A 21,446-nucleotide genomic window follows, 5' to 3' on the forward strand; every position below is an offset into this window, starting at 1 on the left:
CCGTGAACTTCGACGGCGAGGACCTGTCCCGCAAGGCCCTGGGCGATCGGCTCCCGCCGGGGGAGACGCACGTGTTCCGCGAGTGCGACCTGACCGAGACCGACCTGTGGGGAGCCTCGCTGGCGGGCGCGCGCTTCGAGTCGTGCGTGCTGGAGCAGACCGACTTCCGCAAGGCCGACCTCGACGGGGCGGTGTTCACCGGCGGCGGCGGGATGCGCACGAGGTTCAACGACGCCGACCTCATCGACGCCGTCTTCACCGACGTGGACCTGTCGTCGGCGCAGTTCGCGGGGGCGCTGCTGACCGACGTCTCGTTCGAGGGCTGCCGCATGATCGGCGCGGCCCTGACCGGCTCGCGCGGCACCGGGTTCAAGGTCAGCCGCTCCAACCTGACGCTGGCCAACCTCGGAGGCTGCTCGCTGCGCAAGGAGCACATCGAGGGCGTGCGCTTCGACGACGCCGACCTGTCGGGGTGCGACTTCACCGAGGCCACGCTGAGCGACTGCCGCCTCATCGGCACGCGGCTGCTGCAGACCAAGTTCCACAAGGCCGACCTGCGCGGGGCCGATCTGGGCGAGCCCGACGACGCCAAGCTGCGCGCGTTCGCGGGCGCCGTCATCAACCAGGCGCAGGCCAACGCCATCCTGGCCGCCCGCGGCATCACGGTCCTGTGACGCCCAGGCGGGCCAGGGCCGTCGCGGCCTCCGCCATGACGCGCTCGATCAGCTCCTGGCACGACGGCAGGTCGTCGAGCACGCCCACCACCTGACCCGAGGCCATCACGCCCAGGTCCACCCGACCCTCCACCATGGCCGCCCGCAGCAGCACCGGCGTGTTCGCCGCCTGGAGCACCTGCGCCCAGGTCAGCTCCCGCCCGCGCCGCATCCGCCGGCCCTCGCGCAGCATCGAGCGCCACGACAGGCCCGACAGGCGCTTGAACCTGGCGCCGTTCACCACCGCCCTGACCAGCCGCGCGCGTTCCAGCGAGGCCACGAACGGCGTGCTCAGCACCCGGTGCGGCACCCCGTCCACGTTCCTGGTCACCACCGTCTCGCGCGCCGCCAGGTAGCACTTCTTCACCTCGTCGGGCACCGGCGAGTCGCTGGTCAGCAGGAAGCGGGTGCCCATGGCGATCCCGCACGCCCCGTACGCCAGCGCCGCCACCAGCCCCCGGCCGTCGAAGAAGCCGCCGGCCGCGATCACCGGGATGTCCACCGCGTCCACCACCTGCGGCAGCAGCAGTGTGGTCGCCACGGGCCCGGTGTGCCCGCCGCCCTCGCCGCCCTGCACGATCACCGCGTCGGCGCCCCACCCCGCGACCTTCTCCGCGTGCCGCCGCGCCCCCACCGACGGGATCACCACGACCCCGGCGTCCTTGAGCCGCGCGATCAGCTCCCTGCGCGGGGCCAGCGCGAACGAGGCGACCCGCACGCCCTCGGCGACCAGCACCTCCACCCGCTCGGCCGCGTCGTCGGCGTCGGCCCGCAGGTTCACGCCGAACGGGGCGTCCGTGCGCTCCTTGACCCGGCGGATCGCCGCCCGCATCTCGGCGACCGACATGGTGGCCGCGCCGATCACGCCCAGCCCGCCCGCCTGCGAGGTGGCCGCCGCGAGCCGGGCGCCCGCCACGTACCCCATGCCGGTCTGCACGATCGGGTGGCGGCAGCCGACCAGCGAGGTCAGCGCGGTCCTCACGCCGCCACCTCCCGGTCGCGCAGGCGGCCGGGGTCGAGGCGGTCGAGGACGCGCAGCTCCTCGTCGGTGGGCTCCCGGGTCTGGGCGACATTTCCGCAAATGTCGTGCAACTCGAAGCCCGTCGCCGCGACCACGTCGGCCACGCTCACCCCAGGATGCACCGACACCAGCCGCATCGACCCGTCGGCCGTCGCGAAGTCCAGCACGGCCAGATCCGTCACCACCCGCCGCAGCTCGAACGCCCCCCGATCCGTCCCGATGCCGCTGACCAGGTCCACCTCGGGGACGAACACCCGCTTGGAGTGCCGGGGGATCCAGTAGCTCGTCGGGTCGCACCGGGTGTTGCCCGGCGCCCCGCGCACCCCGAGCAGCTGCGCCTTGGGCCGCGTCCAGTCGCCGATGCAGGAGATGTTCGTGTTGCCGTAGCGGTCGATCTGGCTCGCACCGAGCATGACGTGCCGCCGCCCGTTCAGCACCAGCCACAGGTGCTCGCGGAACGGCAGCCAGCCCTCCACCACCTCGGGCGCCTGACCGAGCGCGGGCACGTCGCCGGTGAGCAGGCAGGTCCCGTCGTGCGTGAGCAGCTCGGGCTCGAACGTCAGCCGCGCCAGCCGCGCCGCCAGCACCGTGATCGCCCCGCCGATTCCGGCCGCCAGGATCTCCCCGTCGCCCCTGAACGCCTCCGCGCACGCCACCACACAGACGTCAGCCCTGCTCACGCGCGTCCTCCACGTACTCGCGCTGCGCCGCCTCGTCCCGCCCGTAGTCCGGCTCGCACGAGGTGAACCCGGCCCCTCCCGGCGCCTCCACCACGCCCGCCACCATCGAGCGGCTGATCAGCAACGACTGCACGGGCCCCTCCTTGAGCAGCTCCGCTGGGTCCACCAGCCGCTCGCAGGAGACGTAACAGCGCCCGGCCGCCCTGGCGTAGAGGTCGTCGAAGTACGGATCGGGGCCCAGGTACTGGGCGTTGCCCCGGGCGTCGGCCCGGTTGAGGTGCACCAGAGCCACGTCCATGGTCAGCGCGGGCACCGCCACCAGCTCCTCCCCGTCCCCGTACGGCGAGCGCACCGTGCGCAGCTCCGGGTTGACCCGCAGCACGTCCGAGCCCAGCCCCGCCCGCGTCGGCAGGAACGGCAGCCGGTGCGCCGCGGCCAGCAGCCCGAACATGAACATGCCCTCGTCGTACTCGGTGAACTCGATCTCGCCCGCCTGCCTGGCCCGCCTGAAGTGGGGCTCCAGAGGGATGGAGTCGAGCGTGACGAACGGGGCGACGACCCTGCGCACCTTCCCCGCCGCGCAGAGCACGCCGACGTCCGGGCCGCCGTAGGAGACGATGGTGAGGTCGTCCGCCGGGGCCTCGGCGAGGGCCTGGACCAGGGCCATGGGCTTGCGGCGCGAGCCCCAGCCGCCGATCCCGACCGTCATCCCGCTGCGCACCGTGGCGGCCACCTGCGCGGCCGTCATCACCTTGGTCATGCGAACCGCTCCCGGTGCTCGCCGCCGATGCCCATCAGGTTCAGCTCGAAGGTGAAGCCCTGCTCGAAGCGGTAGCTGCGGTTGACGTCCACGGGGTCGATGCCGTTGAGCGACTCCTTGGCGCGGCGGATCACGTACGGGTCCTTGGCCGCGATCTGCTCGGCCACGCCCAGCGCCGCCTCCCGCAGCTTGTCGCGCGGCACCACCTCCAGCACCGAGCCGAACGCGTGCAGCTCTTGGGCGGTGACGTTCCTGCACGTGTAGACCATGGCCCGGACCAGGTGCCGCGGCACCAGCCTGGCCAGGTGCGTGGCCGCGCCCAGCGCGCCCCTGTCCACCTCGGGCAGCCCGAAGTAGGCGTCCTCGGCGGCCACCACGATGTCGGCGTTGCCCGCCAGCCCGATGCCGCCGCCCAGGCAGAAGCCGTGCACGGCGGCGATCACGGGGACCGCGCACTCGTAGACGGCGGCGAAGGCCGCGTAACACGCCCGGTTCGCGCCGACGAGGGCGGTGAAGCCCTCGCTGTCTCGCATCTCCTTGATGTCCACCCCGGCGTTGAAACCGCGCCCTTCGGCCCGCAGCACGACCACCCTGGTCGCCGGGTCGTCGCCGGCCGCCCGCACCGTCCTGGCCAGCTCCTCCCAGCCCCGCACCGGCAGCGCGTTCACCGGCGGCACATCCACGATCACTTCGGCGATCGGCCCGGCCCGCAGTGAGATGCCCAATGTACCTCCCTAACGCTTGCTTGGTACGGTAGCACCCGTGACCGTGACTTACGACTACACGGGCAGGTCCGTCCTGGTGACGGGTGGCACGAGGGGGATCGGCGCGGGCATCGCCGCGGCCTTCCGCGCGGTGGGCGCGGAGGTCACCGTCTGCGCCCGCACCGCTCCCGAGCACCCCGGGCACCGGTCCGCGCGCGATCCGGATGGCGACGGGCCGATCCGGTTCGTGCGGGCCGACGTGCGTGACCCGGATCAGATCGAGCGGCTGATCGGCGGGCTCGACCGGCTCGACGTGGTGGTCAACAACGCCGGCGGCTCGCCGCCCGCCCCGGTGGACGGCACCTCGCCGCGCCTGCACTCCCGCGTCATCGAGCTCAACCTGACGGCGCCGCTGCTGGTCGCGCAGCGCGCGTATCCGCTGCTCGCCGCGTCCGGCGGGGCGGTGGTGATGATCGGCAGCGCGAGCGGCGCCCGGCCCTCTCCCGGCACGTCCGCGTACGGGGCCGCCAAGGCCGGCCTGCACCACCTGGCCCGCTGCCTGGCCGCCGAGTGGGCGCCGCTCGTCCGGGTCAACACGGTCGTCGTGGGCCTGGCCGCCACCCCGGACGCCGCCGACCACTACGGCGGCCGTTCCGACCTGGACGGCCGGGCCATCCCGGCGGGCCGGATGGCCACGCCCGACGACGTGGCCAGGGCCTGCCTGTGGCTGGCCGCCCCCGGCTACGTGACCGGCGCCGAGGTGCGCGTGGACGGCGGCGGCGAGGTCCCCGCCTGGCGGCACCTGGTCTGAACACCGGCCTGCCCGGCTCAGTCGCCCGTCAGCGCAGAGTCGACCGGCTGGTGGGTCGCAGGCGCAACCGCTCGGGAGGCGCGGTGAAGCGCCGCTCCAGCATCGTCAGGTCCACCTCCCGCTCCTCCTCCGGCGTCTCGAACCTGGCGAACCAGACGAACACCTGCACACCCGCCCTCACAGGCAGTCGCGGAAACGTGTTCTCCGCGTGCTCGGTCTCCAGGCAGGCGACCGGCACCACCCCGGCGTCCGCCAGTGCGGGCACCGCCTCACGGTGGAAGAGCTGGGCGAAGTCGTCCCCGTCCACGTGATAGGTGGTGACTACGTAGAGTGACGACGGGATGGGTGCCCCGACCGGCGGACGTTCCCGGGAGGGGAACTCGGGCCCCGCCGGACGCAGCAGCAGCACGTCGTCGGAGTCGAGCATGGTGGCGTTGGCGGCGTCGCGGTTGGCCTGCCAGACGGGGCCGCCATAGAAGGACTCCAGGGCGGCCTTCCTGGTGCCCATGTCGGGGAAGGAACGCAGCCACGGGAAGGTGTCCGGCTCGCCGACCTCGCGGAAGCTGCCGGTGACGCGCATGCCTGTGGCCTCCTGCGCCTCGATGAACTCCCGCTCGAACAACGAGATCAGGGTGTCCCGCCGCCCGGGCCGCATGGCGTAGCGCCGCAGTTCGTGGATCATGCGGGAACGGTAGGGCCCGGTCACTGACACCCCGTGTCAGGGTAAGGCCCGAACTATGTTCTGACTACTCACTGCTACCAATTGACCACGCAAAGCTATATGCTCGCACTGACCTTGATCCTTGAGGTCAAGGAAGACCCAAAGGGAGCGGTGGTGCGTCAGGGCCCGGCCGCCGCCGCCCGCAGGGCTTCCCCAGAGGCGAAGGAGCAGAAGTGATCAGAAAGGCGTGCGCCGTCGCGGTCGTGCTGGCGGCAGTGGCCGGTGGCGCACTACTTGCGGTTCCCGCTCACGCTGATGACGACTGGGCCGGTCCCCTGACCGGTGGCACCTGGTCCGCCAACCGGAGTGACAACGACGACTCGTCCCAGTCGGGCAACAACTTCGGTGACGTCCTCGCCGGCAACCACGGCGAGGGTCGCTCGACCAACGTCAACAACGTCAACGGCTTCGCCACGACCGCCACCAACGGCGGCATCGCGGTGACGTACATCTTCGACTGACCGGCTGACGCCCGAGCACAGCATTCGGAAAGGACATCGACATGATGAAGAAGCTCTGCATGACCGGCCTCATCGCCGCCGCGGCCGGCGTGACCCTGCTGTCGGCCCCCGCGTACGCCGACACCAACGCCGGCAACTCCAGCGACAACCGCGACTCCACCCAGTCGGGCAACAACTTCGGCAACGTCGTCAACGCCAACGTCAACGGCCACGGCGCGACCGGGGTCAACAACGTCAACGCCAACTCGGTGACGGGCACCAACGGCAGCGACGTGGTCGTCGACGACGTGCACGACTGACCGGGCCGGCTGACCGGGCAGGCTGACCGCGCGGGCGCGCGCCGCCGTTGATCGCCGGTTCGCGGCGCGCCCCTGACGCGTGCGAGCCGGGTCCGAAATGGCCCGGCTCGCGCCACATTAATATCGCTGCGTGGCTATCTGTGCTTATGTGACTTTTGCGGATTTCGAGACGGACGACGAGCGTGACCTGACGCTGGCCGCCTGGCGGGAGGCGGGCATCGAGGGCCGCATCGAGCGCTGGGACGACGCGGCCGTCGACTGGAGCGCGTACGACGCCGTGGTGGTCCGCTCCGTCTGGGACTACATCCTCAGGCGGGAGGAGTTCCTCGGGTGGGCGCGGAGCGTGGCGGCCGTCACGAAGCTGCTGAACCCCTACGCCGTGCTCGAGTCCAACACCGACAAGACCTACCTGCGCGACCTGGGCGTGCCGATCGTGCCCACCCACTGGTCGTCGCGGGAGCTGCCCGACTGGCCGGAGTACGTCGTCAAGCCGTCCGTCTCGGGCGGCGCCCGCGACACCACCAGGACCGCCGACCGCGCCGAGGCCGCGCGCCTGGCGGCGGAGCTGGAGGCCACGGGGCGCACGCCGATGGTGCAGCCGTACCTCGACATGGTCGAGTCGGAGGGCGAGACCTCGCTGCTGTACTTCAACGGCCGGCTCAGCCACGCCGTCCGCCGCAGCGCGATGCTCGCCGCCGGGGCGACGTCCGCCGACAACGCGCGGGCCGAGCTCCGCACCCCAGCCCCGGACCAGGTCGAACTCGCCGAGAAGGTGCTCACCGCCATTCCCCATGGCCTTCTCTACGCCAGGATCGACCTGGTCCGGCTGCCCGACGGCACGCCCGCCGTCATCGAGGCGGAGCTGACCGAGCCGTACCTCTTCCTGCGCTACGAGCAGCACGCGGCGGCCCGCTTCGCCACGGCGCTGCGCGAGCTGCTCTGATCAGCAGGAGATCCCGCCGTCCACCGGGATGACCGTGCCGGTGAGGTACGCCCCCGCCCGCGACGACAGGTAGATCGCGGCGCCCGCCATGTCCTCGGGCCTGCCGATGCGGCCGAGCGGCACGCCGGAGGCGATGACCTCGCGGGTGTCGGGGTCGTCGAGCGCGAAGGCCATCATCTTCGACTCGAAGGGCCCGGGGGCGATGGCGTTGACCGTGATGTGCTCCTTGGCCAGGCGCTTGGCCAGATGGCGGGTCAGCATGTGCACGGCGGACTTCGTCGAGGAGTAGGCGAAGCTCTCCAGGGCGGGCACCCTGATGCCGTCGATCGAGCCCACGTTGATCACCCGGGCCGGGTCGTCGGCGCTCGCCGCCTCCCTCAGCCGGGGCAGGAACCGCTGGGTCAGGTAGAAGACGCCCTTGACGTTGATGTTCCAGAGCTTGTCGAAGGCGTGCTCCGGATATTCCTCCAGCGGTGCGCCCCAGGTCGCGCCCGCGTTGTTCACCAGCACGTGCACGGGGCCGTCCACCGCCGACACCAGCCGCTCCAGCCCCTCGGGCGTCGACAGGTCGGCGGGGACGGCGAAGCAGCCCAGCTCGGCGGCCGTCTTCTCGACCTCGGCCGTCTTGCGGGCGGAGATGTAGACGGTCGCCCCCGCCTCCACGAACCCGGCGGCGATCATGCGCCCGATGCCGCGCGACCCGCCCGTGACGACGACGGTCTTGCCTTCCACTGAGAACAGAGTCATGTTCTGGGAGCATGCCATACCGACTGGTCGGTTGCCATCTGTCAGACGCCGGGCAGCCGCCCGTTGCGGAACAGGTCGACGAACCGCTGGTGATCGTCCCTGGCCTGCGCCCCGTACCGGTGGGCGAAGTCCACCAGCGTCCCGACGAAGCCCGACCTGTCGCCGCCGATCACCGCCACGATCGCCTCCTCCGTCGAGAAGTCCACGAGATCGTGGCTGGACTCGTCGTCGGCCACCGAGTGCATGCGCGCCACCGCCCGCCCCAGGTCCTGGATGATCGAGCGCAGCTCGTCCGGCTCGTTGACGTCGTCCCAGTCCAGGTCGGCGGAGTACGGCGACACCTCGGCCACGAGCTGCCCCACCCCGTGCAGCGTGGTGTAACCCAGCCAGGGGTCGGCGTAGGCCTGCAGCGCCCGCTGCGACTCGGCCGTGCGGTGCCCCTGGTGCCGGAAGTAGGCGGCCACCCGCTCGTCGGTGACGTGCCGCGCCACCGCCGGCACCGCCGCCTGCTTCATGTAGAGCACGACGTCGTTCTCCAGCGCCTGCGAGCGCCCCTCCAGCAGCAGGTTGTACGACGGCAGCCCCGCCGACCCGATCCCCACGCCCTTGCGCAGCGCCACATCCTTGATCACGTGCTCGACCGGGCTCACCGTCACGGGCAGCGTGGTCAGGTAGTCGGCGAACGCCTCCAGCACCGACCGCCTGGTGGCCTCGTCCACCGGCTCGCGCCCCTCCATGAGCGCGAAGCGCCGGTCGTAGTCGTCGATCACCGTCTCGGCGTCGAGCAGCGCCACGCGGGTGCGCAGCCTGGCCCGCTGGAGCACCCGATGCAGCGTCCCGCTGGTGGTGCCGAGCGTGAGCGCGCCGATCGCCTCGTCCCCGCCCGCCGCGATGGCGGCCAGCTCGACCAGGTACGCCCCGGCGAAATCGGTCACCAGCATGCTGATCGAGTCGTCCGACAGCGCCTTGGCGTACCCGAGCAGGGCCACGCTGGCGGCGAACCGCCTGAGGTCCCAGACGTAGGGCCCCACGTACGCCTCGTCGAAGTCGTTGACGTTGAAGACCAGCTCGCCTGAGGCGTTCATGTACGTGCCGAAGTTCTCCGCGTGCAGGTCGCCGTGGATCCAGACCCTGCTGGTCGGCCCGTCGAGGTAGGAGCCGTCGGCGTACGCGCCCACCATGTCCGCGTAGAACAGGCAGGCGCTGCCCCGGTAGAAGGCGAACGGCGAGGCCGCCATCTTCCGGAACTTCCGCCTGAACGCCGCGGGGTCTCGCTTGATCGACTCGCCGAACTCCGTCATCAGGACATCGAGCAGGAAGGAGGAGCGTGTGCCCATGTTCCGGACACTAGATCCCGTATCCCCTGTCGCCTACCCTGATCTTTCCCTGACAGCGGAAAGTCAGGGCTGGGCTGCCGGCCGGGCGGCGCGCGCCAGCGCCCACGTGCCCGTGCCGCCCAGCGCGAGCGCGAGCGTCCCGAGCAGCACGCACTGCAGTGCGCCCGTCGGCCACATCGCGTCCGGCAGCCAGCCCAGCATGGGCAGCCGGATCGCCAGCAGGAGCAGCCCGGTGGCCGACAGCGCCAGCGCCCACGACGGGGAGCCGCGCCGGACCAGGACGGTCACCGAGGCCGCCGCCCACACCGCGATCGTCGCGCCGTGGTCCAGCCACAGGTGGAACCACAGCGGCTCGGTCGCGTCCGCCGCGACGAGCAGCAGCGTCAGGCCCATCAGCGCCGCGCCCGCCGCCACCGGTGACAGGGCCAGGGCCCACGACCGCCGCCGCGGCGTGACGTCGCTGTGGAAGCCGGCCAGCAGCGCGACGGGCGGCACCAGCAGCAGCGCCAGGTTCGCCAGGTCCTGCAGCGGCGGGAGGCCGGGGAACCCGTGCCGCGCCACCGCGACGACGAAGGCGGCCAGCGTGGGCACGAGGCCCAGCAGCGCCGCGACCTTCGCCGTCCGGACGTGGCCACGCATGATCGCCACGAACGCCAGGACGGAGCATACGGCTGCCGCCAGGTCGGTGATGAAGCCCAGCCGCTCGGCCGACTCCGGCGGGCCCGCCAGGGAGAGCTCGGAGCCGAGCACGGCGACGCGCACCAGGCCGGCCACCGAGAAGGCGGCCACCGCGCCCATTCCCAGCAGCGCGATCAGCCGGACCGCGTCCCCGCGGGCCACCTGACCGGGCGTGGCGCCCGCGCCACCGAGGCGCACCCGCGCCGACAGGGCCAGCACGCTGGCGATCTCGCCCCACCTGGGGCGCGGGTTCTCCTCGTCGGGCACGTCCCCGGACGCCTCCAGGAACGCGGCCACCATCTCCTCCTCGCGCTCGGCGCGGTAGGAGACGGGCAGCAGGCGCAGCACGGCCCGGTAACGCCGCTCCAGCAGGCTCACGGGCTCGGGCCCACCCTGGTCATGCTCGCTCACGGCCTCCACCTCGTCGTGATCGTGCCTGCTCACGGCCTCCACCTTGCCGCGGTCGTGCCCGCTCATGCGGCGCCTCCCGCCGTCCTGGCGCGCAGGCGGGCGGTGGCGGCAGCGGCGGTGGCGGCCATCCTGGCGGCCTCCTCCGACAGGGCCGCGGCCCCCTCGTCGGTCAGCCGGTAGTAACGCCGCAGCCGCCCCTGCTGTGCCTCCTCCCGGTCGAGGGCCACCAGCCCGGCGGCGGCGAGCCGGTCGAGCACGCCGTACAGGGTGCCGATCTTGAGCTGCACCCGCCCCTCGGACAGGCGATCGACCTCCTGGACGATGCCGTAGCCGTGCCGGGGCTCGCCCACCAGCGCGGTCAGCGCCAGGAACATGGGCTCCGTCATATTCATGATCCCACCATATCCTGTCGAGCAGGATATCGTCAGGGGTGCTGGGAGGAGACCGACACCACCTCACCGGTCATGTACGACGCCAGGTCACCGGCCAGGAAGACGATCACGTTCGCCACCTCCCACGGCTCGGCCGACCGCCCGAACGCCTCCTTGGCCGCCAGCTCCGCCAGCAGCTCCTCACCGGTCACCTTGGCCAGGAACGGATGCACGGCCAGCGACGGCGCCACCGCGTTGACCCGGATCCCGTGCTCGGCGGCCTCCAGCGCCACGCACCTGGTCAGCGCCATCACCCCGGCCTTGGCCGCCGCGTAGTGCGCCTGCCCGTGCTGGGCCCGCCAGCCGATCACGGAGGCGTTGTTGACGATCGCGCCGCCGCCATGGGGGATCATGAGGCGCAGGGCCTCCCTGGTGCAGCGCATGGTGCCGGTCAGGGTGACGTCGATGACCGCGTGCCACTGCTCGTCCGTCATCTCGGCGAGCGGCGCCGTACCGCCGAGGCCGGCGTTGTTGACGAGCACGTCCAGCCGCCCGTGCGTCTCGGCGACCGCCTCGAACAGCGCCCGCACCTGCGCCTGCGACGTCACGTCGCACGGCACGGCGAGCGGCTTGACGCCGGTCAGCTCGGCCAGCGACTCGGCGGCGGCCGCCAGGCGGCGCTCGTGCTTGTCCGAGACGACGACCGTGGCGCCCTCCTCGGCGCAGCGCCTGGCCGTGGCGTAGCCGATGCCCGCCCCCGCCGCGGCCGTGACCAGCGTGACCTTGCCGTCGAGCAGACCGTGGGACCTGGGGTACGGCGGTGACATCGGCGGCTCCAATCAGCGGGGCAGGCCCAGGGTGCGCTCGGCGATGACGGTGCGCTGGATCTCGCTGGAGCCGGCGTAGATGGTGTCGGCCCGGCTGAACAGGTAGAGCCGCTGCAGGTCACTCAGCTCGCCGCCGGCGTCCGCGACCAGCCCGGCCCTGCCCTGGACGGCCTGTGCCAGCTCGCCCAGCCTGCGGTGCCACTCCGACCAGTACAGCTTGGCGATCGACGCCTCGGGGCCGGGGTCGGGACGGAGCATGCGCAGCGCGTTCAGCCGCATGATCCGCAGCTCCAGCCAGGCCCGGACGAGCCGGTCGCGCAGCACCGGGTCGTCGATCGCGCCGGTCCGCCTCGCCGTCTCGACGACCGTGTCCAGCTCCCGGCCGAACCCGATCTGCTGCCCGAGCGTGGAGACGCCGCGCTCGTACCCGAGCGTGGCCATGGCGACCCGCCACCCCTCGCCGGGGGCGCCGAGGAGGTTGCCCGCCGCCGTGCGCGCGCCGTCGAAGAACACCTCGTTGAACTCCGAGGTGCCGGTGAGCTGCACGATCGGGCGGACCTCGATGCCGGGCCCGCGCATGGGGACCAGCAGGTACGACAGCCCGCGGTGCCGCTGCGAGCCCTCCTCGGTCCGGCACAGCACGAAGCACCAGTCGGCCCACTGGGCGAGCGACGTCCACACCTTCTGTCCGGTGATCACCCATTCGCCGCCTTCGAGGCGGGCCCTGGTCCGGACGTTGGCCAGGTCGGAGCCGGCCTCGGGCTCGGAGTAGCCCTGGCACCACAGCTCCTCGCCCCGCTGGATCGGCGGCAGGAACCGCTCCTTCTGCTCGTCGGTGCCGAACTCCAGGATCGTCGGCCCGATCAGGCCCTCGCCGATCAGGCCCAGCCGGGCGGGGGCGCCCGCCCTGGCGTACTCCTCGTGGAAGGCGACCTGATCCTCGATGGCGGCGTCACGGCCGCCGTAGCGGCGCGGCCAGCCCAGGCAGGTCCACCCGTGCGCGCCGAGGTGGCGCTCCCAGGCCCGCCGCAGCTCGTACGCCTCGTGCTCGCGCCCCGGGCCGCCCAGCCCCCTGGCGCCGGCGAACTCGCCGCTCAGGCTCTCCTCCAGCCAGGCCCGTGCCTGCTCACGCAGGCTCAACGAACCCCCCGTTGAACGAGCCGTAGCCACCGCGGAAGAACACCAGCGGCCCGCCCTCGCCGAGCGTGTCGAGCTGCAGCACCCGGGCCACCACGATGAGGTGGTCGCCCGCCGGGTGCTCGGCCTCGACGGCGCAGTCCAGCCAGGCCAGCGCGCCTTCGAGCACCGGGTTGCCGCTGGGGGAGACCGTCCAGGCCAGACCGGCGAACTTGTCGCCGCCCTTGGTCGCCATCTGCGCGCACACGGCCTGCTGGTGCTCGGCCAGCACGTTCACCGTCAGCGCCTTGGCGCCGCGCAGCCTGGGCCAGCTCGTGCTGCTGTAGGCCATGCAGAACGCCACCAGCGGCGGGTCCAGTGAGACGGAGGTGAAGGAGTTGGCGGCCAGCCCGCACGGCTGGCCGTCCATCGGGTCGACGGCCGTGATCGCCACCACGCCGGTCGCGAACCTGCCGAGCACCTGCCGGAAACGGCGGCTGTCGAGCTGGCCGTTCTGGCTGTGGTGCGAGTGCCCCGTCGGCATGGCGGCTCCGTTGCGAATCCTGCTGCGCTGGTGGGGCGCCGGAAGGCTGCGGCAGCCGTCCGGCGCGATGAGCCGGGCAGCGTGTGTGCTCATGGTCCGCCTCCTCGGTGCGCCGTCAGAAGTCATCTTACCAAGCGCTTGCTTGGACGGTAGGGGGAAGCGGGAAAAGGTGTCAAGTCGCCTCCCCGGACCTGCGTTGACAGGCACGAAAGAGCCTGCCTACCGTGACGCATGTGCCCAAGCGCTTGCTTGAATTCCGGGATCGAACCGCCATCGCGGGGGTCGGCTACACGCCGTTCTCCAAGGACTCCGGCGTCAGCACCCTGACGCTGGCCTGCCGCGCCGTGCTCGCCGCGGTGGAGGACGCCGGGCTCTCACCCGGCGAGGTGGACGGCCTGGCCACCCACCGGGTCGGCGACTCCGCGCCGCCCACCCTGGTCGGCCCGGCGCTGGGGCTCGGCGACCTGTCCTGGCACCTCGACCAGTTCGGCGGCGGCAGCGTCTCGCACGCGGTCGTCGGCCAGGCCGCGCTCGCCGTGGCCGCCGGCCTGGCCGAGACCGTCGTCTGCTACCGGGCCATCAACGCCCGCTCCGAGTTCCGCATGGGCGGCACGGGGCGGGGCGTGCCGGTCAGCCCGGAGGTGCAGTACCAGGCCCCGTACGGGTACGTCGCGCCGCCCCAGCAGTTCGCCATGTACGCCCGCGCCCACATGCTGCGCTACGGCACCAGGGCCGAGCACTTCGGCGCCCTGGCCGTCATCCAGCGCGCCAACGCCGCCAAGAACCCGCGCGCCCTCATGCGCACCCCCATCACCCTCGACGACTACCTGGCCAGCAGGTGGATCGCCGAGCCGTTCCGCCTGCTGGACTGCTGCCTGGAGACCGACGGGGCCTGCGCCGTGGTCGTCACCACGGCCGAGCGCGCCCGCTCGCTGCGCCGCCCCCCGGTGCTCGTCTCGGCCGCGGCCTGGGGCGGCGGCACCTCGCACCTGTCGTGCGACGACCCCACGGTGACGGGCGCCGCCGGCCTGGCCCCCCGCCTGTACGCGCAGGCCGGGCTCGGGCCGGGGGACATCGACGTGGCGCAGCTGTACGACTGCTTCACCTACTCGGTGATCGTGCAGCTGGAGGACTACGGCTTCTGCCCCAAGGGCGAGGGCGGCCCGTACGTGGCGTCGGGGGCCACCGCGCTGGACGGCGAGCTGCCGGTCAACACGCACGGCGGCTTCCTGTCCGAGGGCTACGTCCACGGCGTCAACCACATCGCCGAGGCGGTCTCCCAGCTGCGGGGCGAGGCGGGGGACCGCCAGGTGCCCGGCGCCGAGGTCGCGCTGTCCACGGCGCAGCCCGGCTACGTCCTGCCCGCCACCTCCGCCCTGATCCTGAGGAGGGCTTGATGCCCGGCTACCGTCCCCAGCCCGACCGTGACTCCCTGGGGTGGTGGGAGCGGGTGGCCAGGAGGCAGTTCGCGGTCCAGGAATGTGGCGCCTGCGGCACCCTCCGGTTCCCGCCGCGGGCGTTCTGCGCGGCGTGCCGTACGGAGGGGTGGAACTGGCGGGAGGTGGCACCCGAGGGAAAGGTTGAGAGTTGGATCGTCAACCGCCGGCCGTTCGTTCCCGGGCTCGGCGATCCATACCTAGTGGTAATGGTCCGTTTGACGCCCGTTCCCGGTTGTCTGATGTACGGGAACTGGCGCGCGGAGCGGCCGCCGGAGCCCGGCGAGCGGGTGCGCGGGGTGTTCACGCAGGTGGACGAGGCGTTGACCGTCCTGGACTGGATGCCGGAAAGCTTCATCCCGGCGCGTCCGGCTGAAAATCCGGCCGCCGGCTGACCTTGCTCCGGAAATTGGATTGGTACCGGAAAATCCCACCAGTCCCACCATCACGAAGCTGCCCCCGGGTTGGCCCTCCAGGGTTGATGATGTGTGACAAGCAGGCGTCGTCGAAGAGGACGACCCGGACTTGGTGGCAGACGTGAGTGGTAAGCATTCCGTGGCGGGCGCGACATGGCGGTCGCGTGACCCGCCGGCGCGGGCAACGAAAAAGCCCCCATCGCGACGATGGAGGCGGCGGGCCGGTCCTCGGAGGAAAGCGCGTCCTGGCGGGCGTGGGGGACCCGCCAGGACGCGCTTCCTGCCCCGCGTGCGACGGCGCCAGGACTCCGGCGAGGGATGGAGTCCTAGACCGTTGACTCGCACACGGAGTCGATGGGGGAACGCGAAGGTCCCTGTTGCCGGCGACGTGCGGCGATGCGTCGAGCTGCACCAACCGGGTCATCGATGCGATGCGTGACGGGGGCGCCACCCTCCTTGTTCCCGACTAAGGATCCGTCGTCGCAGCACACGGTCAGCTCAGTCAGCACCGAGGGCGCGGGCATGCCGTCGCCAATGCTCTGGTAGGTGTGGGTGAACCCCTGGCGAGTCAACGCGTAACGCAGTAAACGTGTTGCTTCGCGGGGGTCATGCCAGGGCAGGTATGGCGTACCCGTGCGGACCGGCAACACTGGCCTTCACCCCCTCACCGGCCTTTAGATGGATTTGTACCAACGAATGGATGATGGGCCGGTGGAGGCGGTTCGGTCAAGGGGTTGTGGCCTGCTAGAACCAGATCGTCTAAATTGTTGGAACAAAAGGGGTGAAAGTGGCAAGGTCGGTGCTGTATCAGCAGGTGGCTTCGGAGTTGCGACGAGCCATCTACTCGGGTGTCCTCGGCCCCGGGGCACAGCTGCCGACCGAGGCGCAGCTCATGGAAGACCATGGGGTGAGCAGGAACACGGTGAGGCTGGCCCTCGGCGAACTCGTCAACGAGGGTCTGGTGACGCGCACGCCGCGGCGCGGCACCGTGGTCAGAGACCGCAGACCGCTGCTGATCTATCCGCAGCGGGAGCTGGAGCCGCAACCCAGCGGGGAGTTGCGCGAGGCGTTCGCCTACGCCGTCGCGCAGGAAGGCCGGGCCCCCAGCCAGTACATCGAGGTGCTGACGGTTTCTCCCGTCGAGGAGATCGCCAGCAGGCTGGAGCTGGCCGACGGCGAATTGGCGGTGGTGAGACGCCGTCTGCGTTTCGTGGACGGACAGCCGTACAACACCAACGATTCCTACTACCCCCGCGATCTGGTTGCCGACTCCGAGATCGCCAGGCCCGGAGACATCGCGCGAGGGGCGAACCGGGTGCTGGAAGAGCTGGGCCATGCGCAGATCCGCGTCGTGGACGACATCTGGGCGCGCATGCCCAACCAGGAGGAAGCCGAACGCCTCCAACTTGAGCTCGGTACGCCAGTCATGGTGTACGTCCGAGTGGGGTACGACGGGGCAGACATGCCTGTGCGTGTCGCCGTGTCGGTTTTGCCAGCCGACAAACATCTGATCAGATACGAGCTCGATCGCCGCTGACGAGCTCGTGGGTGAAGGGGTGATCCCGCCGGCCGGGCGCAGCGAGAAATAGCCGCCTCGCTGGCCTGGGGGAGTCGTGCATACTCCCCTAAATCGCCATTTATCCATATATATCGGGTTGAGGCCCCATTTCGCCCCTATGCGACATTGCGTCATCACGCTGTGCGCAGGCGCGAACACCCAAGGCAACGAAGGGTACGACTATGCACACGAACACCCTCCTTCACCCGCTCTCACTCCGCAGAGCGGAACCCGCGGACCTTCCCGGCGTACTCACGCTGCTCGCCGACACGGCCGAGTGGCTGCACACGCAGGGCGTGCGGCAATGGCCCCGCGGGGGGTTCGGCCCCGAGCGGATCGAGCCGCTCATCGAGGAGCGGGTGCTGTTCCTGCTGGACGACGAGCTCAGATACCTGGACCCCGACGAGTCGGCTCCGCCGGTGGCCACCATCGCCCTGGACGACCACGCGGACCCGGAGTTCTGGACCCGCGCCGACGACCCGGGAGCGGCGCTCTACATCCACAAGCTGGCCGTGGCCCGGCCCTGGTCGGGCTCCGGCCTCGGAGACGCCCTGCTCGACTGGGCCTGCGCCGTGGCCTTCTCGGCGGGGCTGCCCTGGCTCCGCCTCGACTGCGCCAAGGCCAACCCGCGGCTGCAGGGCTACTACCGTGACCGCGGCTTCCGCCACGTCCGCACGGTGGATCTGCCGCACAGGTCGTCCGGGGCGCTCTTCCAGCGGCCGTCGGAGGACGTGACGACCACGGCGTTCCGTGACCTCACGGTCGCCGAGCTGATCAGCGCCTAGCTCCGTTGCCCGGCCCGGCCCTGCCAGAACGGGGCCGGGCCGAGCCCGATAAAGGTCAACAACCGGCCCGGATTCTCCCGTGGTTGGGCGCGTGATCGTTCCCCGGTGCGCCGTCCCGGGCACCTCGTCGGGTAGACAGCGGGACCGCACGCGGAGAGACGCACAGCGATGCAGGACGTGGCCGGGGAGAAGGCGTTCTCGTGGCGCCAGCGCGCGCTGGCCTACATCGCCGAGCTGCAGAGCCAGCTCGACGGCTACGACGACGGGTCCGCGCTGGCCAGGGGCGCGCAGCGGCATCTCGACGCGGCCCGTGAGGCGGCGGCCGGCCGGGCGACGCTGAAGGGCGCCTGGTCCGGGCTCGCCGTGGACCGCACCTGGGCGAACGTCAACAAGGTCGAGGTCGCCCTGCTGAAGCTGCTCCCCGACGCGGAGCTGCCCTGGTGGGGCAGCGACGTGCTGGCGCGGGCGTTGCAGCACCTGGGGCCGCAGGACCCGCGCCGGGCCAAGCTGGAGGAGCACCTGCGTGGCCAGGACGGCAAGCTGTCGCCGCAGGACCGTACGCTGGCGGTGATCACCCTCCAGGCGGCCAACATCGCCGCGCAGCAGGAGAAGGTGCGGCTGCGCAGCTTCCGCAACACGATCCTGACCTCCACCCTCATCCTGACCCTGGTGGCCGTGGCCCTGTTCGTGGTGGGGGCGCTGCACCCCCATGCGATCAGCCTGTGCTTCGACGATCCCAAGGCCGGGCCCGCGTGCCCGATCGGGCTCGTCCCGACCGCCTGGGACGTCGCCGTCGTGGAGCTGGTCGGCCTGTCCGCGGCGGCGCTGGTGGGCGCCATCGGCCTGCGCCACATCTACGGCACCTCGGCCCCCTACACCCTGCCCATCGTGCTGGCACTGCTGAAGCTCCCGGCCGGAGCGGTGTCCGCGGTCATCGGGCTGATGCTGATCCAGGCGCGCTTCGTCCCCGGGCTGAGCGACCTCGACAGCAGCGCGCAGATCCTCGGCTGGGCGGCGCTCTTCGGCGCCGCGCAGCAACTCATCACCCGGCTGGTGGACGAACAGGGACAGAACGTGCTCAGTAACGTGCGGGACGCCTCGCGTGGTGTGGAGAAGGGTGCCGAGGCGGCGTAGTTCCCCTAGCCTGGGAAGACAGCCGCATCTCGGGGGAGCGTGCACATGGCCAAGCAGCGGGAGAACCTTGTCGGCGAGCCTGTGCCGGCTCCGCGTACATCGTCCGCGGCCGAGCGGTACGAGCGTTATGTCGGGGGGTCGCCCGAGAGGGAACGGGTGATCTTCGACAAGCTCGCCCGCGACCTCATGCGGGTCCAGCTCAAGATCAAGGACCGTGCCCACGCCCCCGGCGTCGACCGGGCCTTCCACGCCAAGGCGATCCTCGGCGTCGAGAACGCCACCCTGCGCTTCCACGACGACCTGCCCGAGGACCTGCGGGCCGGGTTCGCGCGGCCAGGCGCCGAATATCCGGTCGTCGTCCGGCTGTCGAACGCCAGCGGCACCCGCCAGCCCGACCAGGCTCCCGACATGCGGGGCGCGGCCCTGCGGGTCCAGGTGGGCCCGGAGGAGACCCACGACCTGCTGATGACCAACCATCCGGTCTCCCACGCCCGCAACGCACGCGAGTTCGTGGTGTTCGCGCAGGTCATGGCGGGCGCGAACAGCAACCTGCGCAAGGCGCTCGCGCTGTACGTCGAGCTGCCGTGGGCCCTGGGCCTGAAGACCGCCACCCGCATGCGGCGCAACGTCATGGCCGGGAGCCGGCGCGAGGTGCGCAGCCTCGCGCTGGAGACGTACTGGAGCCGGGGCGCCATCCTCTGGGGCGAGGCGGGCCCGGTGCGCTACCGGCTGCGGCCCGCCCCGGCGGCTCCGCCTGCGCCCACTCCGCCGGAGGGCGACCCCGACTACCTGGCGCACGAGCTGGCGGCCCGGCTGGCCCGGCAGGACGTCGTCCTCCAGCTGTGCGTGCAGCGCTACGAGGACCAACGGCTGACCCCCATCGAGGACGGCGCCGCCGAATGGCCGGACGCGGACGTCCCCGTCGTCCCCGTGGCCACGCTGACGATCCCGCGCCAGGATCTCGACACCGCCGACGCCCGCGCCGCCGCCGCCCGCATCGACCGGCTCGCGTTCGACCCGTGGAACACCACCGACGCCTTCCGCCCGCTCGGCAACCTGAACCGCGCACGCAAGGCCGCCTACGAGGCCGGCAGCGCCCATCGCCGCGGGCACCGCTTCGTCACGCCCACGCCGCGGCGCAACCTCGTCGTCAGCGCGCTGCTGCGCGGCGCGTTCGGCCTGCTCAACCGGTACGTCCCGTGGCACCGGCTGCCGACCTATCTCGGCCTGCTCAACGTCGAGAGCATCCGGCAGGTGCTGCGCCGCGACAACCTCATCGACACCGAGGTGCGCCAGGCCCCGCCCGAGCCGCATCCGGTGCCCCCGGCCCTCGACGAGAGCGTGCTCGTCAGGCGCACCTACGACGGCACCTACAACGACCTGTCCGCCCCCGCGATGGGGGCGCTCGGCTCGCCCTTCGGCCGCAACCTGCCGCCCGTCCACCGGCCCGACCTGTACGACGAGCCGAACCCGGTCGTCGTCAGCAGGGAGCTGCTGCACCGCGACGTCTTCGTCCCGGCACGGTCGCTGAACGTGCTCGCCGCCGCCTGGATCCAGTTCCAGGTGCACGACTGGGTGGACCACAAGCGCTTCCCGCCCGGCGGGCCGAGCGTCGAGGTGCCGCTCCCGTACGGTATGACCTGGACCAACACCCCGGGCGGCACGCCGGAGCGGGTGATGCGCTTCGCCGAGAACGAGGGCCTGCGCCCGGCCGGCGCCACGGGGCCGCCCGTCCTGTTCGCCAACGCGGCCTCCCACTGGTGGGACGGCTCGGAGGTCTACGGCGGCAACGAGACCGTCGCCAGGTCCCTGCGCGAGCCCGACGGCGGCGCGTCGCTGCGGCTGGAGGGCGGCCACCTGGTGCCGGGGCCCGACGGCATCCCGATCACCGGGTTCCGCGACAACTGGTGGCTCGGGCTCAGCGTCATGCACACGCTCTTCGCCCGCGAGCACAACGAGGTGTGCCGGGCCCTGCGCGCGGAGTATCCCGGCATGGACGAGGAGGCGGTCTACCACACGGCCAGGCTCGTCGTCTCCGCGCTCATCGCCAAGATCCACACCGTGGAGTGGACGCCCGCGATCCTCGCCACCGAGCTGATCGACATCGGGCTGAAGGCCAACTGGCAGGGGCCGCCGAAGAACTGGCTCACCCATCTCGGGCTGTGGCTGACCGACGCGCACGCGCTCACCGGCATCCCGGAGACCCTGCCCGACCACCACGCCGCGCCGTACTCGCTGACCGAGGACTTCGTCACCGTCTACCGCATGCACCCGCTGATCCCCGACGACTACGAGCTGGCCGACCACCGCAGCGGGCGGCGGCTGGAGAGCCTCGGCTTCGGCGACGTGCAGGGCGCCGCCACCGAGGCGGTCATGCGCCGCACGGGTCTGGCGAACTCGCTCTACTCCTTCGGCATCGCCCACCCCGGCGCGATCACGCTGCGCAACTTCCCGCGCGCGCTGCAGGCGTTCGAGCGCGACGGCGAGATCATCGACCTGTCCGTGGTGGATTTGGTGCGCACGCGCCGCCGCGCCGTGCCGCGCTACAACGACTTCCGCGCCGGCCTGCACCAGCCGCGCCTGCGGCGCTTCGAGGACCTGACCACCGATCCGGACCGCCTGGCCCGGCTGAAGGACGTCTACCGGTCGGTCGACGACATCGACACCATGGTCGGGCTCTTCGCGGAGAACCCGCCCGAGCGCTTCGGCTTCAGCGACACCGCGTTCCGCATCTTCATCCTCATGGCCAGCAGGCGGCTGCAGAGCGACCGCTTCCTCACCGTCGACTTCAGGCCCGAGATCTACACCCCGCTGGGGATGGACTGGGTCGCCCGCAACGGCATGACCAGCGTCATCCTGCGGCACTGCCCCGAGCTGGCGGCGGTGCTGCCCCGGAGCACGAGCGCCTTCGCGCCGTGGCGTCCGGCCAGGCCCGAGGCGAACACCGGCCTCCCACGCGACTGAAAGCGAGCC

Annotated in this window: 23 protein-coding genes; 11 read left to right on the plus strand and 12 right to left on the minus strand. The window is 71.7% G+C overall.

Going from position 1 to position 21,446, the window contains the following annotated elements; translation table 11 throughout:
• The first annotated feature begins 2 nt into the window (after nucleotides 1-2).
• Nucleotides 3-674 carry a pentapeptide repeat-containing protein gene (locus LCN96_RS11015; protein WP_225272495.1) on the plus strand — a complete coding sequence of 224 codons (672 nt, stop codon included), beginning with the start codon at nucleotides 3-5 and terminating at the stop codon, nucleotides 672-674.
• Here LCN96_RS11015 and LCN96_RS11020 read toward each other — a convergent pair.
• From LCN96_RS11020 to LCN96_RS11035, 4 genes are read right to left on the minus strand one after another with little or no spacing between them, the layout of a single operon-like run.
• The gene (locus LCN96_RS11020; RefSeq protein ID WP_225272496.1) at nucleotides 661-1,695 is read right to left on the minus strand and encodes an NAD(P)H-dependent flavin oxidoreductase; all 1,035 of its coding nucleotides are present in this window, start codon (nucleotides 1,693-1,695) and stop codon (nucleotides 661-663) included. The two genes, LCN96_RS11015 and LCN96_RS11020, sit on opposite strands and share 14 nt — an antisense overlap.
• On the minus strand, nucleotides 1,692-2,414 hold the full coding sequence (locus LCN96_RS11025) for a CoA-transferase subunit beta (protein WP_225272497.1): 723 nt from the start codon (nucleotides 2,412-2,414) through the stop codon (nucleotides 1,692-1,694). Before LCN96_RS11025 ends, LCN96_RS11020 begins: the two co-directional genes overlap by 4 nt.
• A complete protein-coding gene (locus tag LCN96_RS11030; RefSeq protein ID WP_225272498.1) occupies nucleotides 2,401-3,174 on the minus strand; it encodes a CoA transferase subunit A in 774 nt (257 codons plus the stop codon). Before LCN96_RS11030 ends, LCN96_RS11025 begins: the two co-directional genes overlap by 14 nt.
• Nucleotides 3,171-3,899 (minus strand): enoyl-CoA hydratase family protein, encoded by a 729-nt coding sequence (locus LCN96_RS11035; protein ID WP_225272499.1) that lies wholly within the window; start codon nucleotides 3,897-3,899, stop codon nucleotides 3,171-3,173. Before LCN96_RS11035 ends, LCN96_RS11030 begins: the two co-directional genes overlap by 4 nt.
• A 37-nt stretch (nucleotides 3,900-3,936) precedes the next feature.
• Here LCN96_RS11035 and LCN96_RS11040 point away from each other — a divergent pair, with 37 nt between their 5' ends.
• A complete protein-coding gene (locus LCN96_RS11040; RefSeq protein WP_225272500.1) occupies nucleotides 3,937-4,689 on the plus strand; it encodes an SDR family oxidoreductase in 753 nt (250 codons plus the stop codon).
• A 28-nt stretch (nucleotides 4,690-4,717) separates the two neighbouring features.
• Here the strand turns inward: LCN96_RS11040 and LCN96_RS11045 are convergent, their stop codons facing one another.
• Entirely contained in the window at nucleotides 4,718-5,371 is a 654-nt protein-coding gene (locus LCN96_RS11045; protein ID WP_225272501.1) for an NIPSNAP family protein, read from the minus strand.
• Nucleotides 5,372-5,583: 212 nt separating this feature from the next.
• Between LCN96_RS11045 and LCN96_RS11050 the strand changes: the two genes are divergently transcribed.
• The 3 genes from LCN96_RS11050 (at nucleotide 5,584) to LCN96_RS11060 (ending at nucleotide 7,113) form a co-directional block, all read left to right on the plus strand.
• The gene (locus LCN96_RS11050; protein ID WP_225272502.1) at nucleotides 5,584-5,871 is read left to right on the plus strand and encodes a hypothetical protein; all 288 of its coding nucleotides are present in this window, start codon (nucleotides 5,584-5,586) and stop codon (nucleotides 5,869-5,871) included.
• A gap of 41 nt (nucleotides 5,872-5,912) precedes the next feature.
• A complete protein-coding gene (locus tag LCN96_RS11055; protein WP_225272503.1) occupies nucleotides 5,913-6,170 on the plus strand; it encodes a hypothetical protein in 258 nt (85 codons plus the stop codon).
• A 148-nt stretch (nucleotides 6,171-6,318) separates the two neighbouring features.
• Nucleotides 6,319-7,113: an ATP-grasp domain-containing protein gene (locus LCN96_RS11060; protein WP_225272504.1), complete on the plus strand. Its 795-nt coding sequence runs from the start codon at nucleotides 6,319-6,321 to the stop codon at nucleotides 7,111-7,113.
• Here the strand turns inward: LCN96_RS11060 and LCN96_RS11065 are convergent, their stop codons facing one another.
• The 7 genes from LCN96_RS11065 to LCN96_RS11095 all read right to left on the minus strand — a co-directional run bounded on the left by LCN96_RS11065 (nucleotide 7,114) and on the right by LCN96_RS11095 (nucleotide 13,237).
• Complete coding sequence (locus LCN96_RS11065; RefSeq protein ID WP_225272505.1) at nucleotides 7,114-7,860, minus strand: SDR family oxidoreductase; 747 nt, start codon at nucleotides 7,858-7,860, stop codon at nucleotides 7,114-7,116.
• 41 nt (nucleotides 7,861-7,901) lie between these two features.
• Nucleotides 7,902-9,197, minus strand: coding sequence for a DUF2252 domain-containing protein (locus LCN96_RS11070; protein ID WP_225272506.1), 1,296 nt, complete (start codon nucleotides 9,195-9,197; stop codon nucleotides 7,902-7,904).
• Nucleotides 9,198-9,260: 63 nt separating this feature from the next.
• Nucleotides 9,261-10,352 (minus strand): hypothetical protein, encoded by a 1,092-nt coding sequence (locus LCN96_RS11075; RefSeq protein WP_225272507.1) that lies wholly within the window; start codon nucleotides 10,350-10,352, stop codon nucleotides 9,261-9,263.
• Nucleotides 10,349-10,678, minus strand: a complete 330-nt coding sequence (locus LCN96_RS11080) for a PadR family transcriptional regulator (protein ID WP_225272508.1) — start codon at nucleotides 10,676-10,678, stop codon at nucleotides 10,349-10,351. Before LCN96_RS11080 ends, LCN96_RS11075 begins: the two co-directional genes overlap by 4 nt.
• Nucleotides 10,679-10,710: 32 nt before the next feature.
• Nucleotides 10,711-11,484 carry an SDR family oxidoreductase gene (locus LCN96_RS11085; RefSeq protein ID WP_225272509.1) on the minus strand — a complete coding sequence of 258 codons (774 nt, stop codon included), beginning with the start codon at nucleotides 11,482-11,484 and terminating at the stop codon, nucleotides 10,711-10,713.
• A 12-nt stretch (nucleotides 11,485-11,496) separates the two neighbouring features.
• Nucleotides 11,497-12,624: an acyl-CoA dehydrogenase family protein gene (locus LCN96_RS11090; RefSeq protein ID WP_225272510.1), complete on the minus strand. Its 1,128-nt coding sequence runs from the start codon at nucleotides 12,622-12,624 to the stop codon at nucleotides 11,497-11,499.
• Complete coding sequence (locus LCN96_RS11095; RefSeq protein ID WP_449867091.1) at nucleotides 12,611-13,237, minus strand: flavin reductase family protein; 627 nt, start codon at nucleotides 13,235-13,237, stop codon at nucleotides 12,611-12,613. Before LCN96_RS11095 ends, LCN96_RS11090 begins: the two co-directional genes overlap by 14 nt.
• A 140-nt stretch (nucleotides 13,238-13,377) precedes the next feature.
• Here LCN96_RS11095 and LCN96_RS11100 point away from each other — a divergent pair, with 140 nt between their 5' ends.
• The 6 genes from LCN96_RS11100 to LCN96_RS11125 all read left to right on the plus strand — a co-directional run bounded on the left by LCN96_RS11100 (nucleotide 13,378) and on the right by LCN96_RS11125 (nucleotide 21,437).
• Nucleotides 13,378-14,541 (plus strand): thiolase C-terminal domain-containing protein, encoded by a 1,164-nt coding sequence (locus LCN96_RS11100; RefSeq protein WP_225272511.1) that lies wholly within the window; start codon nucleotides 13,378-13,380, stop codon nucleotides 14,539-14,541.
• The gene (locus tag LCN96_RS11105) at nucleotides 14,541-14,975 is read left to right on the plus strand and encodes a Zn-ribbon domain-containing OB-fold protein (RefSeq protein WP_225272512.1); all 435 of its coding nucleotides are present in this window, start codon (nucleotides 14,541-14,543) and stop codon (nucleotides 14,973-14,975) included. The genes LCN96_RS11100 and LCN96_RS11105 overlap by 1 nt, the downstream gene beginning before the upstream one ends.
• Nucleotides 14,976-15,795: 820 nt before the next feature.
• The gene (locus tag LCN96_RS11110) at nucleotides 15,796-16,533 is read left to right on the plus strand and encodes a GntR family transcriptional regulator (RefSeq protein WP_225272513.1); all 738 of its coding nucleotides are present in this window, start codon (nucleotides 15,796-15,798) and stop codon (nucleotides 16,531-16,533) included.
• A 203-nt stretch (nucleotides 16,534-16,736) separates the two neighbouring features.
• Nucleotides 16,737-17,339 carry a GNAT family N-acetyltransferase gene (locus LCN96_RS11115; protein WP_225272514.1) on the plus strand — a complete coding sequence of 201 codons (603 nt, stop codon included), beginning with the start codon at nucleotides 16,737-16,739 and terminating at the stop codon, nucleotides 17,337-17,339.
• 168 nt (nucleotides 17,340-17,507) lie between these two features.
• A complete protein-coding gene (locus LCN96_RS11120; protein ID WP_225272515.1) occupies nucleotides 17,508-18,473 on the plus strand; it encodes a hypothetical protein in 966 nt (321 codons plus the stop codon).
• 45 nt (nucleotides 18,474-18,518) lie between these two features.
• Entirely contained in the window at nucleotides 18,519-21,437 is a 2,919-nt protein-coding gene (locus LCN96_RS11125; RefSeq protein WP_225272516.1) for a peroxidase family protein, read from the plus strand.
• Nucleotides 21,438-21,446 lie beyond the last annotated feature (9 nt).

Source organism: Nonomuraea gerenzanensis (assembly GCF_020215645.1).
Lineage (GTDB): Bacteria > Actinomycetota > Actinomycetes > Streptosporangiales > Streptosporangiaceae > Nonomuraea > Nonomuraea gerenzanensis.

What these genes read in the sequence shown, in the direction of transcription:
- LCN96_RS11030 (WP_225272498.1), bottom strand. Translation starts at nt 3,174, where the DNA reads ATGACCAAGGTGATGACGGCCGCGCAGGTGGCCGCCACGGTGCGCAGC.
- LCN96_RS11045 (WP_225272501.1), bottom strand. Translation starts at nt 5,371, where the DNA reads ATGATCCACGAACTGCGGCGCTACGCCATGCGGCCCGGGCGGCGGGAC.
- LCN96_RS11055 (WP_225272503.1), top strand. Translation starts at nt 5,913, where the DNA reads ATGATGAAGAAGCTCTGCATGACCGGCCTCATCGCCGCCGCGGCCGGC.
- LCN96_RS11065 (WP_225272505.1), bottom strand. Translation starts at nt 7,860, where the DNA reads ATGACTCTGTTCTCAGTGGAAGGCAAGACCGTCGTCGTCACGGGCGGG.
- LCN96_RS11070 (WP_225272506.1), bottom strand. Translation starts at nt 9,197, where the DNA reads ATGGGCACACGCTCCTCCTTCCTGCTCGATGTCCTGATGACGGAGTTC.
- LCN96_RS11075 (WP_225272507.1), bottom strand. Translation starts at nt 10,352, where the DNA reads ATGAGCGGGCACGACCGCGGCAAGGTGGAGGCCGTGAGCAGGCACGAT.
- LCN96_RS11080 (WP_225272508.1), bottom strand. Translation starts at nt 10,678, where the DNA reads ATGAATATGACGGAGCCCATGTTCCTGGCGCTGACCGCGCTGGTGGGC.
- LCN96_RS11085 (WP_225272509.1), bottom strand. Translation starts at nt 11,484, where the DNA reads ATGTCACCGCCGTACCCCAGGTCCCACGGTCTGCTCGACGGCAAGGTC.
- LCN96_RS11095 (WP_449867091.1), bottom strand. Translation starts at nt 13,237, where the DNA reads ATGAGCACACACGCTGCCCGGCTCATCGCGCCGGACGGCTGCCGCAGC.
- LCN96_RS11105 (WP_225272512.1), top strand. Translation starts at nt 14,541, where the DNA reads ATGCCCGGCTACCGTCCCCAGCCCGACCGTGACTCCCTGGGGTGGTGG.
- LCN96_RS11115 (WP_225272514.1), top strand. Translation starts at nt 16,737, where the DNA reads ATGCACACGAACACCCTCCTTCACCCGCTCTCACTCCGCAGAGCGGAA.
- LCN96_RS11120 (WP_225272515.1), top strand. Translation starts at nt 17,508, where the DNA reads ATGCAGGACGTGGCCGGGGAGAAGGCGTTCTCGTGGCGCCAGCGCGCG.
- LCN96_RS11125 (WP_225272516.1), top strand. Translation starts at nt 18,519, where the DNA reads ATGGCCAAGCAGCGGGAGAACCTTGTCGGCGAGCCTGTGCCGGCTCCG.